This is a genomic window from Corynebacterium sp. S5S1 (assembly GCF_001913985.1).
Classification (GTDB): Bacteria; Actinomycetota; Actinomycetes; order Mycobacteriales; family Mycobacteriaceae; genus Corynebacterium; species Corynebacterium marquesiae.
The window spans coordinates 12,813-27,929 of record NZ_MKXT01000005.1 but is presented as its reverse complement, the minus strand read 5'-3'; the positions used below and the strand labels follow the sequence as shown (position 1 = coordinate 27,929).

The following is a 15,117-nucleotide window of genomic DNA, read 5'->3' as shown; positions in this document are numbered from 1 at the left end:
CCCCTGCCAATGTGGGTGATCTGGCGGTACAGGAAATTCGTCGCAGCGTTCATAACTCTCCAGGACGACGGCGGACTTACTGCGGGGTCAGGACATCCTTGCCCACGAACGGGCGCAGGGCCTCAGGAACAACGACGGAGCCGTCAGCCTGCTGGTGGTTTTCCAGAATGGCAACGAGCCAGCGGGTAGTCGCCAGCGTGCCGTTCAGGGTAGCTGCGATCTGGGTCTTGCCGTTCTCGTCGCGGTAGCGGGTGGACAGGCGGCGAGCCTGGAAGGTGGTGCAGTTCGAGGTGGAGGTCAGCTCACGGTAGGTGCCTTGGGTAGGAACCCAAGCCTCATTGTCGAACTTGCGGGCCGCCGAAGAACCGAGGTCGCCACCGGCAATATCGATGGTGCGGTAGGGCAGTTCCATGGCTGCAAGCATGTCCTTTTCCATGGACAGAAGGCGCTGGTGCATTTCTTCCGCGTCCTCCGGCTTGCAGTAGACAAACATCTCCAGCTTGTCGAATTGGTGGACGCGCAGGATGCCGCGAGTGTCCTTACCGTGGGAGCCAGCCTCACGGCGGAAGCAGGAGGACCAGCCGGCGTACTGCAGCGGGCCATTGGAGAGGTCGATGATCTCATCCTTGTGGTAACCGGCAAGGGCCACCTCAGAGGTGCCTACCAGGTACATATCATCGGCCGGTAGGTAATAAACCTCATCGGAGTGCTGGCCCAAGAAACCGGTGCCGGACATAATGTCTGGGCGAACCAGAACTGGCGGGATCATCAGCTTGAAACCGGCTTCGCGCGCCTTCTGCGCCGCGAGCATCAGCATTCCCAGCTGCAGGAAGGCGCCATCGCCAGTGAGGTAGTAGAAACGAGCGCCGCCTACCTTAGCGCCGCGCTTGACGTCAATGAGACCGAGGGACTCGCCCAACTCAAGGTGATCCTTTGGCTCGAAGTCGAACTCAGGAATCTGGCCTACTTCTTCTACCACTACGAAGTCATCTTCGCCGCCGGCCGGGGCACCTTCAACCACGTTATCGAGCTTGTACTGCAGCTCTTCCACCTTGGCCTCAGCGGCAGATTGTGTCTCTTCCGCCTCCTTGACCTTGGCCTTCAGCTCATTAGAGCCCTCCAGCAGTGCCGGACGCTCCTCTGGGGAGGCTTGGCCAATCTTCTTGCCAAAAGCCTTCTGCTCAGAGCGCAGTTCGTCGGCCTTTTGGATAGCAGTGCGGCGCTGCTCATCAGCTTCCAAGAGCTGGTCTACGAGGGAGGGATCCTCACCTCGGTTCACCTGGGAAGCACGGACAACGTCGGGGTTTTCGCGGAGTAGCTTGAGATCAATCACGAATGTAAGTTTAGCGTATTGGCAACGTCTTGCGGTGGTAATAACCAGCGAATTATGATGGCTTTATGTCCGCCGTTCAGCTCCCCGCCCGCACAATTACGGACGGTCCCGTTCCAAAACACACCCAATTGCACGATATCCTCGAAGAATTGTGCCGCACGACCCTCAAACCCGGCGATATCCTGCCCGGCGAGAGGCTTCTTGAAGAAACCTATGGCGTGTCACGGATCACGGTACGCCGCGCCATCGGGGATCTTGTCGCGGCCGGAAAACTGCGGCGCGTCCGCGGAAAGGGCACCTTCGTAGCGCCCAATCCCCTTGTCTCCCGGCTCCACCTAGCCTCATTCTCGGATGAGATGGGCGCACAAGACGTCACTGCCTCCTCCAAAATCCTTACCAGCGGACGCAGCAGCGCCCCGGAGGATGCCGCCCTCTTTTTTGATACGCCTGCCCAAACCGAACATATTCATCTGCGCCGCCTGCGCTTGGGCGATGGCGAGCCCTACTCCATTGATGACGGCTGGTATAACTCCACGTATGCGCCCAGCCTGCTAGAAAATGACACCTACAATTCGGTCTACGCCATCCTCGACTCCGTCTTTGACGTCCCCATCACCGATGCGGATCAAACGGTCTCGGCGATTTCAGCCAATGCGGACACTGCCCCGCTTCTCGACGTCCCTGTGGGCACCCCACTGCTGCACATCGTGCGCTACTCTCGCTCGGGCGATAGGCCGGTGGAGTGGTGTTCCTCCGTCTACCGCACCGACCGCTACCGCCTGACTACCCGGGTGGCTAGGGAGAACAGTATCTAGCCAGCGCCCTGCTTAACAGGTAAGATTAAGGGCCTTATGAAGAAATCACCTGCGTGGCGTTCCGCTGTGGCCGTCCAGATTGTCTTGATTGCGGCAATCGCGGCGGCCGTTTTCATGGGCATCTATGGCGTTATCAGCTCCCACAAATCGGGTGGCGAAGATACTACCGCTGCCCAGCAGCACAAGAGTGGGGATACTTCAGAAACCGCCGCTCCTAAACCGGAGCCCTTCACCGCTGCGGCCGCCGGCGCTTGCTTGACGTGGGACATCGCCCAGGATGGCTCCGCCACCGGGTTCAAGGAAGTACCGTGCTCCGAACAACACCGCTTCGAGGTTTCCAAGACCGAAGACCTGAGCGTCTACCCCACCAGCGAATTCGGCCCTGATGCCACCCGCCCAGCGCTTACCCGCCAACACCAATTGCGCGATGAGCTGTGCGAATCCGCCACCGTGGGCTATCTGCACGGGAAGTGGGATCCGAATGGTAAGTACGATGTGGCGTCCATTCTGCCGCCGCAGTCCGCTTGGGATCGCGGCGACCGCACCTTGCTGTGTGGCCTGCAAACCACCGATGATCACGGCGTACCACAGCTTACTACCGGCAACGTCGAGGCCTCCGAGCAGGCAAACCTCGCCAAGCCGGGCGAGTGCTTGGCCATCGATGACAAGCAAGTTCCGCACGTCGTCGACTGCGCGAAGCCCCACCAAATGGAGACCGTTTCCGTCATCGATGTGGGCAAGCAGTTCCCTGACGGCTACCCGGACGGCAAGGATATGGACAAGTTCCTGTCCGATACGTGTACCGCCGCTACTGAGGACTACCTTGGCGGCGAGGAGCAGCTCTACCAGTCCACGCTGCAACCATTCTGGGGCTCTATCACCGAGGCCTCGTGGAATGGCGGCACCAAATCCGTCAATTGCTCCCTTGTGCATGCCCGCGAAGGCGGCGGTTTCTCTGCCATCACCGGTTCCGCTACCGGTGGTCGCCAGGCGCTGACTATCGACGGTCAACCGCCAGAGGAACGCCCTGAGCGCAATCCACTGCGTGAGGACAAAGACAATAGTCCGGCACCCGAGTCTGCCGCCCCCGCACCGGCCCCAGCACCCTAATGGTCGAGGTATCAGAAGAGCGCTTCGATGAGATGGTCAACGAGGCGCTGGATCAAGTCCCCGAGGAATTCGTGCGCCGCATGCGCAACCTCGTCATCTTGGTTGAAGATGAAAATCCCGATAACCCTATGCTGCTAGGGCTCTACGAAGGCGTCGCACTGCCGCACCGCACCTTCGATCACACCGGTTTCCTGCCCGATGCGATCTTCATTTACCGGAACACGCTGCAGCGCTGGTCCGGCAGCGAGGAAGAATTAGCAGAGCAGGTTAAGGTCACCGTATTCCACGAACTCGGCCATTACTTTGGCCTCGAGGAAGAGGAGCTACACCGCTTGGGCTGGGGCTAGAGCTCCGTATCCGCCCACTGGGTTAACGTCCACTCACCAAAGTCCTTGCCGCGCGGTTCCATCACCATAAAGCGGCAATTGGCCAGGTAGCCGGTATAGGCAAAGTCGGCATCAACACCCGTGGCGTGTTTGGTGAGCACGCGGATAGCGGCGCCGTGGCTGACGAGAATGACATCGTGGTCGTCGCCAAGCTGCTTCGCAATGCCCTCCAGCACCGGCTGGTAGCGCGCCAGCACATCCTCCAAGATCTCGCCGCCTTCCATCCCGGCGCCGCGCTCACCATCGCACCAGCCACGCATAGCCACCATGTGCGACCGATGGGCATCTTCGCTACCGTCCATCTCCCAGTCACCGGCGAAAATTTCGTGCACGCCGGAGATTACGTCAACGCGCTGAGAAAACTCCGGCATACCGCGCTCCTGCTCAAAGGCACGTGCCGCCAGCATCGCGGTCTGCTGAGCGCGCAGGGCAATGGAGCATTTAAATTCCACCTCGCGCTCGCCCACCAACTGCGCTAGCTCCCGGCCTACCTCCGTGGCTTGGTCGCGCCCGCGCTCGGTAAGCTCTGCCCCGGGCGGGCGGGTATCGAGGAGGCGGGAAATATTGGAATAGGTCTGGCCGTGACGCAGCAGGATAATTCTTCCGGGCATGCTTCTAGATTATTGGCCCCTGCGCGCCCGCGCTACCCAATCATCCGCCGCTGCCAGATCGCGCGGTGGCTTGCCCGCAGGGGTTGCCGCCGGCCAGGAGCCGAGGAAAAGCAGGTCCTCTGCCCGCAACCACAGGGCCCGCAGCGCCTCCGCCACCGGCTGATCGTCAATGTGCCCGATAAGGTCCACGTAGAAGCGGTACGTGCCAAAGGCCTCCCGTGTAGGGCGCGACTCAATCCGGGATAGGTCCACCCCGCGGTGCGCAAAGTCCTGCAACGCCCCCACCAGGCTGCCCGGTTCATTTGGCAGGGTGAAGATGACGCTGGTGCGGTCCTGGCCAGTCCTTGCAGTGGGTTTTCCCGGACGCCCCACCAGGACAAAGCGCGTTGCGGCGCCCTCAACATCTGCCACGCCCTGGGCGATGGTCTCCAGCCCAAAGATCTCGGCGGCCCGCGCCGGCGCTGCGGCCGCATCCGCTTCCCCACGGGCTACAGCCTCGGCCGCGGCGGCATTGGAACTGGCCGGCACGAACTCTACCTTCGGCAGATTGTCTTTTACCCAGCCGCGGATTTGCTGGAACGCCACCGGGTGGGTGCTCAGCCGCGCAATGTCGCCCGTGCCTTGCCGGGTCATGATGCTAAAGGCCACGGGGATATCCACCTCGCGGTAAATCTGCACCGGTTCGGCTTCAACCAGCGCATCAAAGGTGGTGGTGACCGCGCCGTCGACGGAATTTTCAATGGCTACGCAGGCGTACTCGGCTTGCCCAGCGCGCACGGCGGCCACAGCCTCCGAAGGCGAGCCAACCGGCAGGGTCTCTACCTGCGGCAGGTGCGCGGCAAACTTATGCACGGCCGCTTCCGTAAAGGTTCCGGCCGGCCCCAGGAAGGCGATGGTGGTAGTCATGCACGTCACCTTAGCCCACTAAACTGGTACCCCATGGACTTTTCCGTAGAACAACTCCGCGCGGATCTGCACGGCCTTACCCCCGAGGAGCACGGTTTCACCTACCTGGATGTGGACCGCGAGCCCTCCGGCCGCGGCCGGCTGAGCGGCTGGGTCCTCTCCGCCAAGGATCTCTGCGATGTCCGCGGCATGCCCACGACCTTGGGAAATACCGATCGCACCTACTACCCCGAGCGCAGCGATGCCTTCATCGAGGCCTTGGAGAAGCAAGGTGCGCGCATCATCGGTAAGTCCTCCACGCCGGAGTTGGGCCTGCGCGTGGATACGGAACCGGTGGGCCTGCCCCATCCCGATAATCCCCTTTATCCCGGCTGCACACCGGGTGGTTCCTCGGGCGGTGCGGCGGTACAGATCGCGCGCGGGTTGCTGCGCGCGGCGCACGCCAGCGATGGCGGCGGTTCCATCCGAGTGCCGGCCGCGGCCTGCGGCGTGGTGGGCTTTAAACCGGCAGGAAAAGAACTGGGTGTGCAGGGCTTTATCACCCGGACCGTGGCCGATAATGCCTTTCTGCATGGCCACCGCATGATCACCCCGCGCGCCCGCATCGGCCTGCTGGTAGAGCCGCTGTTTTGTGATGCCAGCGTCGATGCCCACCATCTGCGCGCCACCCGCGAGGCCGCCCAACGCCTACAGGCAGCCGGCTTCACCGTGGTGCCCGTTTCCCCGTATCCGCAGGCCCGGGCCACCTTTGCGCATTTCCGCACGACCTTTACCTCCCGCCTAGCGGGGCTCAACCCGGCGGCGGGCTACGCCGAATGGATTGCTCAGCAGGGCCGGCGCGTTAGCTCCGCTGAGCTGGCCGCGGCGCGGGCGCATGTCCGGCAACTACCCGGCTTGCTGGCCCAGGAATGGGGCGTCGATGCCATCCTCACCCCAATGCTGACCACGGACCCGCCGCGTATTGGTTCTTTCCTGTCCCTGCCCCATGCGGAGAATTTCGCAGCCCAGACCCGGTGGTCGCCGTGGGGTTCCCTGTTCAACATGGCCCGTCTGCCAGCTATTTCCGTGCCGTGGGCCGTACCCAATCACCCGCCGGTGGGCGTACACCTGGGAGGCATTACGCTTTCCGACGCCGCCCTCCTCGGCCTCGCCCACATCCTGCACCCATGACCAAGTCTTTACGTGCCGAGCTTCTCATCGTCCTCACCCTCACCTTTGGTATTTCCGGGGTGCGGGCGGTATTAAACCTCATCAATTCCCTGGCCTCCCCGCACCGGCTCAACGAACAATCGGTCACGCTCAATTCCAGCCAGTCCTCTCTTGCCTGGGTGGATATGGGCCTGCAGCTGTGCTCGGCCGCCGTGCTCTTTTCCTATGGAGCCTTAGCGCTTTTCCTGCTGGCCAAGGATCACATAGTGCCCCGGCCCCACCGCACCCGCGACTGGCTCGAAGGCGCAGGGCTTGCCGCCCTCATTGGCATCCCGGGGCTCGCCCTGTATTTCGCGGCGGTGCAATTGGGGTGGAGCAAGGAAGTCATCCCGGGCGACTTCGCCAATGCCTGGGTGGAAATCCCCGTTTCCCTCCTCAAGGCCGCTGCCAACGCCTTCGCGGAAGAAACCGTGGTGGTGATGTGGCTTATGACGCGCTTGCGCCAGGCCCGCTGGTCGCTGCCAGCCACGCTGGCCGCAAGCTCCATTCTCCGCGGTTCTTACCACCTCTACCAGGGTATTTCCGCTGGATGTGGCAATATCATCATGGGGTTAATCTACGGCTATTACTACCACCGCACGGGGCGGGTATGGCCTTTGGTCATAGCGCATTTTCTTATCGACGCCGTCGCTTTCGTGGGTTATTCCTTCCTGTGAAAATGCCCTTAAGGGGACGTCGTGAGGCAGGCGTTGCTCGCTGCTCCTTGTAAGGTATAGCGCATGACTGAATCAGGACGAGATCCGCATAGGGAGGCCCGCCGCGCCGGCGACGATTCCTCCACTGAATTCGTCCTTGGGGCCGATGGACGTCCCCTCAAGGATCGATACGGCCGCCCCATTCGACGCCGTTCCTCCGCCCGCCCGGCGCCGCGGCGCGTGGAACCCGAGCAACAATCCTTCCGCGCTCCGCAGCCACAGCAACAGCCCCCGCGCCGCACTCCGCCGCCAACACCGAGCCGCTACCCCAGCCAGTACAGTGCGCAGCAGCGCCCGCCTCGTCGCACCACGCCGCGCCCTGCACCCCGGCAGCGCCCGCACAGTCGGCGCAAAAAGGTCAATCCGGCCAAGCGCGCCCTCGGGTGCGTTGGCTTGGCGCTCGTCGTCCTGCTGGTATTCAACCTCGTCTTCATGTTCTGGACCGATGCCCGCCTCACCCGCGTGGAGGCGCTGCCAGAAGAACAAGTGTCTAATACCGCCGGCACCAATTGGTTGCTCGTCGGTTCTGACTCCCGCCAAGGCCTCAGCGAGGAACAGCAGGCTGAACTGGGCACCGGTGGTGATGTGGGCGAGGGCCGCACCGACACCATCATGCTGCTGCATATCCCACGCACCGGCAAGGCCAAGCTCGTTTCCATCCCACGCGATAGCTACGTGGAAGTCCCCGGTTTTGGCATGGACAAGATCAATGCTGCCTTTACCTACGGTGGACCGCAGCTCCTTGTCCAAACCGTCGAGGGCACGACCGGTCTGCGCATCGACCACTACGCCGAGATCGGCATGGGCGGCCTAGCCAACGTGGTCGACTCCGTCGGCGGCGTAGACGTATGCGTGAAGGAACCCATCAATGACCCGCTGGCCGGCATTGATCTCCAAGATGGCTGCCAGAAGCTCAAGGGCCGCGACGCCCTCGGTTACGTGCGCACCCGCGCCACCGCCATGGGTGACCTTGACCGCGTGCAGCGACAGCGCGAATTCTTCTCCGCCCTATTGGATAAGGTTGCTTCCCCGGCCACCCTGATTAACCCATTCCGCGCCTTCTCCTTGGTCAACCACACCGCCTCCTCGTTCATCGTGGACGAGGGCGACCACATCTGGCACCTCGCCCGCGTGGCACTTGCCATGGGCTCCGGTGTAGACACCGAGACCGTCCCCATCGGCGGTTTCCAAGACACCGAGGTAGGCAACGTCGTCCTCTGGGACGATGGAGCAGCCGCCGAGTTGTGGGATTCTCTCAAATAGCGATCAAAAAATGGCCCTTCCTCTACCGGGGAAGGGCCATTTTCCTCTCTTTAGCGCAGGGTCACCTGGCGGGACTTGATGTTTTCTAGTTGCTTGCGCTCATCGGCGCTCAGCTGGGCATCATTAGAGATTTCTTCCTCCAAGGCCTTGTCCACGCGCGTGAGGTGGTCCTCATAAGAAGCGTGGTCAACCTCTGGATCCAAGTCGAAGACCGGAGCGATGAGACCGTGGGTGCGGAAAACACCGGCGAACTTGGTGCCCTCGCCCAAGTTCAGCTCGCCGCGGGCGGCGACGCGCGCCAGCGCGTTCAGGAACGAGGATTCATCGTCATTGGGGCGGACCCAACGGATGTGGGCCTTGCCGCCGCCGGCATTTGCCCAAAAGGCTGCACCAGTGATGTTCTCGCCCACCTGGTGAGACTCGATGACGGAATCATTTGCCGCGCGTAGCGACTGCGCAATCTGCGGGGTGACCTGTGCTCCCTCCGGAATCCACCATTCGAAGTCCTGGTGAACCTGCACGTCGAGGGTAGCGGAGGCATCGATAAGCTCCTCCAGCTTCGGCTCCGAGCCGTCGGCCGCGGTGGATTCCAGGGTGGCGCCCGGCTCGTTATTCTTCACCCAGTTAAGGGCAAAAGCGAGGTCGCGGCCTGGGTTGTGGGTGTGGGACTGCACCTGCAGGCCTACGAAAGCATCTCCGCCAAATTCGGTGTCCCGAATAAGCGCGGCAGAAGCACCCGGCAGGACGGTGGCTACATACACGTTCTTATCGCAGCCTTTGACATCAAGCTTGGCAAAAGCAGAGGGGACGAACTCCTGCATGGCGACCAGGGAGGCCTCCGCAGCAAGTCCGCCGTAGGGGCGGGGATCCTTTTCCAGGGCGGCGCGCTCCTTGGCGCGGGCAGCGAGCTTTGCCTGGCGGCGGGACATGCCCTCAGGCAGCTGTTCCTTGTTCTTTTTCTTCTTGGCCATGCCTCCAAGATACCTGCTTACTAGAGCTCAATGGCATGCAGGGCCACTTCGGGCTGATTGGTGGCGAGCATATCTACCCCGTTCGCCCACGCCCACTTCATATCCTCCGGTTTGTCTACGGTCCACAGGTAGGTGGGCAATCCCTGCGCGCCGATAATTGCCGGCCGCAGCTTCGCGCGCAGCAACGATACGCCGAGCGCGGTGGGCTTGGACAGCATTAGATCGGGACGGTTGACGTGGCGCTCCCAATCGCGACGAAGATAAATCCGGTCCATGTGCGGCGCCAAATTCTGCATGCGGCGGATGGCGTGGTGGGAAAAGGAAATGACGTGGATCCGGGGGTCGTCAAAAAGCCCCGCATAACGCAAGCGCAGCACCGTTTGCTCCTCCAGGATGTCGCCCTGCCCGGAGGGGTGCTTAGTCTCGATATAAAGGTGGTGCGGTGTGCCCTCGAGTAGTTCCAAGAGTTCGTCGAGAAGCATCATGCGCTGGCCCGAACCGATGTCAACGCCACGCAATTCTTCCCAGTCCATCTTGGAAATGCGGCCGGGGCGCCCCGCGGTGCGGTCCAACGTGGGATCGTGCTGAACCACTACTTTTCCATCGCGCGTCAAGCGCACATCGCACTCGACGCCGTGAATTGGCAAATCTAGGGCTTTTTCAAAAGCTAGAGGGGATAGCTCCGGATATTTTCCGGAGTATCCCCTATGAGCGATAATCTTCACTAGCCGAAGAACTCTTCCTTGATGTCATTCAGTGTCTTAGCAGAAGCATCGAAACGCTCCTTTTCGTGCTCATTGAGATCCAGCTCAATCGCGCGCACGATGCCGGAACGGTTGATGATGGCAGCGGTGCCGATGTAGAGATCCTCTACTCCGTATTCACCCTGCAGGTAAGCAGATACTGGCAGCGCCACGTCCTGGTTCTGGATGACGGCGGCGGTGATACGGGCCAGGCCCATGCCGATGCCAAAGGAAGTAGAGCCCTTAGCGTCAATGATGGAGTAGGCGGCATCGCGAGTGTCTTCGAAGATCTTCTCGATGCGCTCTGCATACTCCGGATCCGAGTCCAGCTTCTTGGACAACGGGACACCAGCGATATTCGCGGTGGAGACGGCCGGCAGCTCGGAATCGCCGTGCTCGCCCACGATGTAGGCGTGTACGGACTTCGGTGCAACATCTTCCAGCTCGCCCAGCATGTAGCGGAAACGAGCGGAGTCCAGCACGGTGCCCGAGCCGATGACGCGCTTGTGGTCCAGGCCGGAAGCCTTCCATACGGCGTAGGTCAGGATATCCACTGGGTTGGAGGCAACCAAGAAGATGCCATCAAAGTCATTCGCCATGACGTCAGAGACGATGCTGTTCATGATCTTGACGTTCTTGCCCACCAGGTCCAGGCGGGTCTCGCCCGGCTTCTGTGCGGCACCGGCGCAGATGACGACCATATCGGCGTCTGCGCAATCGGCGTAGGTGCCCTTGGTGACGCGGGTGCGGGTAGGGGCCCAGACAACACCGTGGTTGAGGTCCATGACGTTGCCTTCTAGCTTCTTTTCATCGATGTCGATGATTGCCAGGTGGTCAACGATGCTTTGGTTGATGAGAGCGAAAGCGTAAGCGACTCCCACATCGCCGGCGCCGATGAGGACTACTTTGTTTCCAACATGATTTGCCATGACCCCATTGTGCAACTTTGTGGAGATTTTTGCACGGGCTAAATCTCACGCTGAAATTCCCACCGAAATCTGGGACAATCGGACATTATGAAACGCGCTCTCCGCCGCGCTGCACTAATCGCTCTTGGCGTAGCCGCGGATCTCACGCCCATCGTCCGTATGACCAGCCGGCAAACCTTACCGCCCAATATGTCGGCTGGAATTTTGGGTGCGGAATTAGCGACGTGGGCTGCTGTTTCGCCTTCCCTACTGCCCCGTCCGTGGTGGGTGACCGCCGCCAACGTGGCAATCGGGCAGGGCGTCGGGCATCTAGGGGCGGCGTCAACAAGCTTCGTGCTCAATCGCATTGGCAAGCGCCCGCAGGACCGCCTCGGACCGCAACATCGACAAATTGTGCACCTTGCTATTGGCGCCGGGACTGCGTTTAATGCCGTGCTTTCGCTGCGCAATCAGAAAAAACAGGCGGAGTTGGTCAATAAGCAGCTCGTGCGCGGGCCCGTCACGGCGGCCATCGGCCTGGCTGCGGGCACCGCAGGCTACGGCACGCTCCTACTCATCGGGGAGGCCACGCAGCTTGCCGTCACCAAACTGTCACGCCAGCTGGGCCGCTGGGTGCCGGCGCTCATTGCGTGGCCGGTGGTTACCGCGGGACTGAGCCTCACGGCGTTTGCACTTTCTGACCGCGTGGTCTTTCGACGCTGGCTGCGCTCGCTATCGCACCAAGCGCAGCGGTTAAATAAGCAGATTTTCCCCGGCACCTCCATGCCGTGGGAGCCGGAGCGCTCCGGCAGTCCGTGGTCGCTCGAGCCGTGGTCGGCGTTGGGACAGCAGGGACGCCGGTTTGTCTCCAATGGCCCCCGCGCCCGCGATATCCGCACAGCGACGGGAATCGATGCAAAGGAACCCATCCGCATCTACGCCGGATACATTCCAGGGCGCTCCTTCCAGCAATCCGCGGAGAAAATCCGCGCCGAACTCGAACGCACTGGTGCCCTGCGGCGAGAGACTATCGTCATCCAAATGCCCGCCGGCTCGGGGTGGATCAATAATTGGGGTGCTTGCTCTTATGAGTTTTTGACCGGCGGTGATTGCGTCACCGTCACCATGCAGTACTCCTACCTGCCTTCAGTTTTTTCCTACCTCGTAGATAAGAACGCACCGAAGCAGGCGGCTCGTGAATTGATTCGGGTCATACAAGAAGAAATAGATAGGCTGCCTAAAGAAAACCGCCCGCGGCTTTATTTCGCAGGTGAATCACTTGGTGCCTACGCCATTATGGATAACTACCATAATGTGGAAGACCTACTTTCTGCGTGTAATGGCGCAGTTTTTTCCGGCCCCCCGCGCATGACGCACTTTACTCAGCGCCTGCGCCGGGATATTGGTTCCCTAGAACGCCTGCCCGTTATCGATGGCGGCAAGCATGTGCGCTACGCGGCGGCCCCTGACCATACGCTGCACGACGCCTTTGGCAATGACTACGCCCATACCTGGCGCCGACCCCGCATGCTCATTGCCCAGCATGCTTCCGACGCCATCGTGTGGTGGGATCTCAACCTTCTCGTGCGCAGGCCCACCTGGATTCATGAACCGCAGCCAGAAGCGCTGCACGCGGATACCTTCCGGCAGCTGCATTGGGTTCCGTTTATTACCTGGTGGCAAATTGGCTTGGACCAGATCAATTCCCTCAACGTCCCTGGCGGGCACGGACACAACTATTTTGAAGAAATGCTCTGGTATTGGGATGAGGTCTTAGGATCCCAATCCCGCCAATCGCTCACGCCGAAGTTAGCCAAGAAGATTGCCCGCTTTATTCGGCGCGACGCTTAGTCGCATTTCACCCCAGTACTGTGGTGCGGGCAGTACCCATTAGGCACCTTATATAAGTACTGCTGATGCTCATCCTCAGCCAGGTAGTACTCCCCAGAATCAGTTTCGGAGAGGAGTTTGACCTCCGTGGTGGTATCCCCGAATCCGAATTCCTTGAGTTTCTCTGCATAGGAATCCACGATGCCCTGGATTTCTGCGCGCTCTTCCTCCGTGCGTGGGTAGAAAGCAGAGCGGTATTGCGTTCCTACATCGTTGCCCTGGCGGAAGCCCTGCGTGGGATCGTGCGCTTCTAGGGCCTGTACGACAAGATCGCGCAGGCTGATGCGCTGCGGGTCATAGACCACCTCCACCGCCTCGGCATGGTTGGTTAGCCCACGGCACACCTCGTAGTACGTGGGATTCGGGGTGGCACCGCCTGCATAACCCACCGAGGTGGATTCCACGCCTTCGGTCTCCCAAAACATTTTCTCCGCACCCCAGAAACATCCCAACGCAATAAGAATGGAGCGCTGCCCGTCCTTCCACGGCCCGGTAATCGGTGTTCCTAAAACGGCGTGCGGGGCGGGGTCCACGATTGGCTCCGGTCGACCCGGCAGAGCATCGTCTGCAGCAACAAGTTTGGGCTCCGGCTTAAACATCCACATAAGGTATAGCTCCTTCCTTATTCCTTCTTCCCAACGTTGTACTGCGAAAAGCTATTCCGCGGCCAGTTAATATTCGCGCTAGTTCCACAATTCGAATTAATCATGGCGAAATCTTTCCACCGTGCCTATCATCGGGACACGTACCCGAAGAAAGGATTTAACAAATGGCTGTTTACGAACTTCCTGACCTCCCATACGCATTCGACGCACTGGAGCCACACATCTCCGCAGAGATCATGGAGCTCCACCACGATAAGCACCACGCAACCTACGTTGCTGGCGCTAACGCTGCACTCGAGGCACTCGAGGAAGAGCGCAACGGTGAGGCTAACCCGGATCGCATCCGCGCCCTCTCCAAGAACTTGGCGTTTAACCTGGGTGGCCACACCAACCACTCCATCTTCTGGAAGAACCTGTCCCCGAACGGTGGCGGCGAGCCAACCGGCGAGCTGGCAGAGGCCATCAACCGCGACTTCGGCTCCTTTGAGAAGTTCAAGGCTCACTTCTCCGCTGCTGCTACCTCCCTGCAGGGCTCCGGCTGGGCTGTTCTGGGCTACGACCACATTGCTGGCCGCCTCATCATCGAGCAGCTGACTGACCAGCAGGGTAATACCTCCATCGACTTCACCCCGCTGCTGATGCTGGATATGTGGGAGCACGCTTTCTACCTGCAGTACAAGAACGTTAAGGCCGACTACGTTAAGGCCGTATGGAACGTCTTCAACTGGGATGACGTTGCTGAGCGTTTCGCTGCAGCCACCAAGTAACTCCTTTTAGTTACTTCGGCCGCCCCTTCGGGGCGGCTTTTTCTATGCCCGGATAAATTCCCGGAATTGCTGCACTGGGGGCGCATCGTCCCCGGCGCGCCACACTAAACCGAGCTCGCGGTACGCTGGCGGCGTAAGGGGGATCAGGCTCCCCACCTGTAGATAAGGATCATCCAGCGGCAAAAGCGCCACCCCGAGTCCTGCCGCTACCAGCCCCGCAACGGTAGTAAGTTCCATCGATTCGAAGACGAGGTGGGGGCTAAAGCCAGCGTCGTCTGCAAGGGCATCGAGAAGCATGCGCGTGCCATAGCCTGGGAGCATGCCGATGAACGGGTCTGCAGCGAGTTCCGCTAGTTTCACCTCCCGCCGGTTCGCCGCCCAGTGGTCTTCCGGCACAGCAAGGCCTAGTCGCTGCACCTTAATCTGGTGCCAGCCCAGGGCTGCATCAGGCCGTGGGCCCACGAGGGCAAGGTCGGATTCGCCGTTTTCCACCCTGCTCACCAGCTCCTGCGCCGCGCCTTGATGCAGGCGAATATCTACGTGCGGGTGCTGCGCGCGATAGCTCTTGAGCAGGTCCGGAACTAGCCAGGTGCCCAGCGAGTGCATGAAATCTAGGCGCACGGTGCCGCGTTCTGGATCCATGAGGCGGGCAACATCGTCCCGCCCGACCTGGTAGGCGCGGAGCATTTCCCGCCCAGCCGCAGCGAAGGCCCTCCCGCGCGAATTCACGTGCAGGGTGCGCCCAGTGCGCTCGAAAAGGCGGGCGCCAAGACTAGCTTCTACGCGCTGTACCCGGCGGGTCAGCGCGGATTGGGAGATTCCCAGTTCATCGGCCGCAGCACCCACGCGACCTTGATCCACCACGGCGAGGAAGCCGCGGACATCCTCCACATTCATGCATGCTC

Annotated in this window: 16 protein-coding genes; 8 read left to right on the top strand and 8 right to left on the bottom strand. The window is 61.0% G+C overall.

Annotated features, from left to right (window positions below; translation table 11 throughout):
• Positions 1–76 precede the first annotated feature (76 nt).
• Complete coding sequence (serS, locus tag BKN05_RS02710) at positions 77–1,333, bottom strand: serine--tRNA ligase (RefSeq protein WP_049377523.1); 1,257 nt, start codon at positions 1,331–1,333, stop codon at positions 77–79.
• A gap of 65 nt (positions 1,334–1,398) precedes the next feature.
• On the opposite strand from serS, the gene BKN05_RS02705 reads away from it, so the two are divergent.
• The 3 genes from BKN05_RS02705 to BKN05_RS02695 are packed head-to-tail and all read left to right on the top strand — an operon-like array spanning position 1,399 to position 3,605.
• Entirely contained in the window at positions 1,399–2,148 is a 750-nt protein-coding gene (locus BKN05_RS02705; protein WP_049377522.1) for a GntR family transcriptional regulator, read from the top strand.
• Positions 2,149–2,184: 36 nt separating this feature from the next.
• Positions 2,185–3,258 carry a septum formation family protein gene (locus BKN05_RS02700; RefSeq protein WP_049377521.1) on the top strand — a complete coding sequence of 358 codons (1,074 nt, stop codon included), beginning with the start codon at positions 2,185–2,187 and terminating at the stop codon, positions 3,256–3,258.
• A complete protein-coding gene (locus BKN05_RS02695; protein ID WP_049377520.1) occupies positions 3,258–3,605 on the top strand; it encodes a metallopeptidase family protein in 348 nt (115 codons plus the stop codon). The genes BKN05_RS02700 and BKN05_RS02695 overlap by 1 nt, the downstream gene beginning before the upstream one ends.
• Here BKN05_RS02695 and BKN05_RS02690 read toward each other — a convergent pair.
• Both BKN05_RS02690 and pheA read right to left on the bottom strand, forming a co-directional pair.
• Positions 3,602–4,255, bottom strand: coding sequence for a histidine phosphatase family protein (locus BKN05_RS02690; protein ID WP_049377519.1), 654 nt, complete (start codon positions 4,253–4,255; stop codon positions 3,602–3,604). The genes BKN05_RS02695 and BKN05_RS02690 overlap by 4 nt on opposite strands.
• Before the next feature lie 9 nt (positions 4,256–4,264).
• Complete coding sequence (gene pheA, locus BKN05_RS02685) at positions 4,265–5,161, bottom strand: prephenate dehydratase (protein ID WP_049377518.1); 897 nt, start codon at positions 5,159–5,161, stop codon at positions 4,265–4,267.
• 33 nt (positions 5,162–5,194) lie between these two features.
• On the opposite strand from pheA, the gene BKN05_RS02680 reads away from it, so the two are divergent.
• The 3 genes from BKN05_RS02680 (at position 5,195) to BKN05_RS02670 (ending at position 8,328) form a co-directional block, all read left to right on the top strand.
• Positions 5,195–6,331, top strand: coding sequence for an amidase (locus tag BKN05_RS02680; protein WP_049377517.1), 1,137 nt, complete (start codon positions 5,195–5,197; stop codon positions 6,329–6,331).
• Positions 6,328–7,026 carry a CPBP family intramembrane glutamic endopeptidase gene (locus BKN05_RS02675; protein WP_049377516.1) on the top strand — a complete coding sequence of 233 codons (699 nt, stop codon included), beginning with the start codon at positions 6,328–6,330 and terminating at the stop codon, positions 7,024–7,026. The genes BKN05_RS02680 and BKN05_RS02675 overlap by 4 nt, the downstream gene beginning before the upstream one ends.
• A gap of 63 nt (positions 7,027–7,089) precedes the next feature.
• A complete protein-coding gene (locus BKN05_RS02670) occupies positions 7,090–8,328 on the top strand; it encodes an LCP family protein (protein WP_049377515.1) in 1,239 nt (412 codons plus the stop codon).
• Positions 8,329–8,378: 50 nt separating this feature from the next.
• On the opposite strand, the gene BKN05_RS02665 is transcribed toward BKN05_RS02670, so the two are convergent.
• The 3 genes from BKN05_RS02665 to BKN05_RS02655 are packed head-to-tail and all read right to left on the bottom strand — an operon-like array spanning position 8,379 to position 10,971.
• Positions 8,379–9,299, bottom strand: coding sequence for a DUF5926 family protein (locus BKN05_RS02665; protein ID WP_198492209.1), 921 nt, complete (start codon positions 9,297–9,299; stop codon positions 8,379–8,381).
• 20 nt (positions 9,300–9,319) lie between these two features.
• Positions 9,320–10,024, bottom strand: coding sequence for a glycerophosphodiester phosphodiesterase family protein (locus BKN05_RS02660; RefSeq protein ID WP_049377513.1), 705 nt, complete (start codon positions 10,022–10,024; stop codon positions 9,320–9,322).
• Positions 10,024–10,971 (bottom strand): L-lactate dehydrogenase, encoded by a 948-nt coding sequence (locus tag BKN05_RS02655; protein ID WP_198492210.1) that lies wholly within the window; start codon positions 10,969–10,971, stop codon positions 10,024–10,026. The genes BKN05_RS02660 and BKN05_RS02655 overlap by 1 nt, the downstream gene beginning before the upstream one ends.
• Before the next feature lie 87 nt (positions 10,972–11,058).
• Between BKN05_RS02655 and BKN05_RS02650 the strand changes: the two genes are divergently transcribed.
• Positions 11,059–12,801 carry an alpha/beta-hydrolase family protein gene (locus BKN05_RS02650; protein WP_286687882.1) on the top strand — a complete coding sequence of 581 codons (1,743 nt, stop codon included), beginning with the start codon at positions 11,059–11,061 and terminating at the stop codon, positions 12,799–12,801.
• Here the strand turns inward: BKN05_RS02650 and msrA are convergent.
• On the bottom strand, positions 12,798–13,445 hold the full coding sequence (gene msrA, locus BKN05_RS02645; protein WP_049377510.1) for a peptide-methionine (S)-S-oxide reductase MsrA: 648 nt from the start codon (positions 13,443–13,445) through the stop codon (positions 12,798–12,800). The genes BKN05_RS02650 and msrA overlap by 4 nt on opposite strands.
• Before the next feature lie 164 nt (positions 13,446–13,609).
• On the opposite strand from msrA, the gene BKN05_RS02640 reads away from it, so the two are divergent.
• A complete protein-coding gene (locus BKN05_RS02640; RefSeq protein WP_049377509.1) occupies positions 13,610–14,212 on the top strand; it encodes a superoxide dismutase in 603 nt (200 codons plus the stop codon).
• A 42-nt stretch (positions 14,213–14,254) separates the two neighbouring features.
• On the opposite strand, the gene BKN05_RS02635 is transcribed toward BKN05_RS02640, so the two are convergent.
• On the bottom strand, positions 14,255–15,109 hold the full coding sequence (locus tag BKN05_RS02635) for a LysR family transcriptional regulator (protein ID WP_049377508.1): 855 nt from the start codon (positions 15,107–15,109) through the stop codon (positions 14,255–14,257).
• Positions 15,110–15,117: the final 8 nt, after the last annotated feature.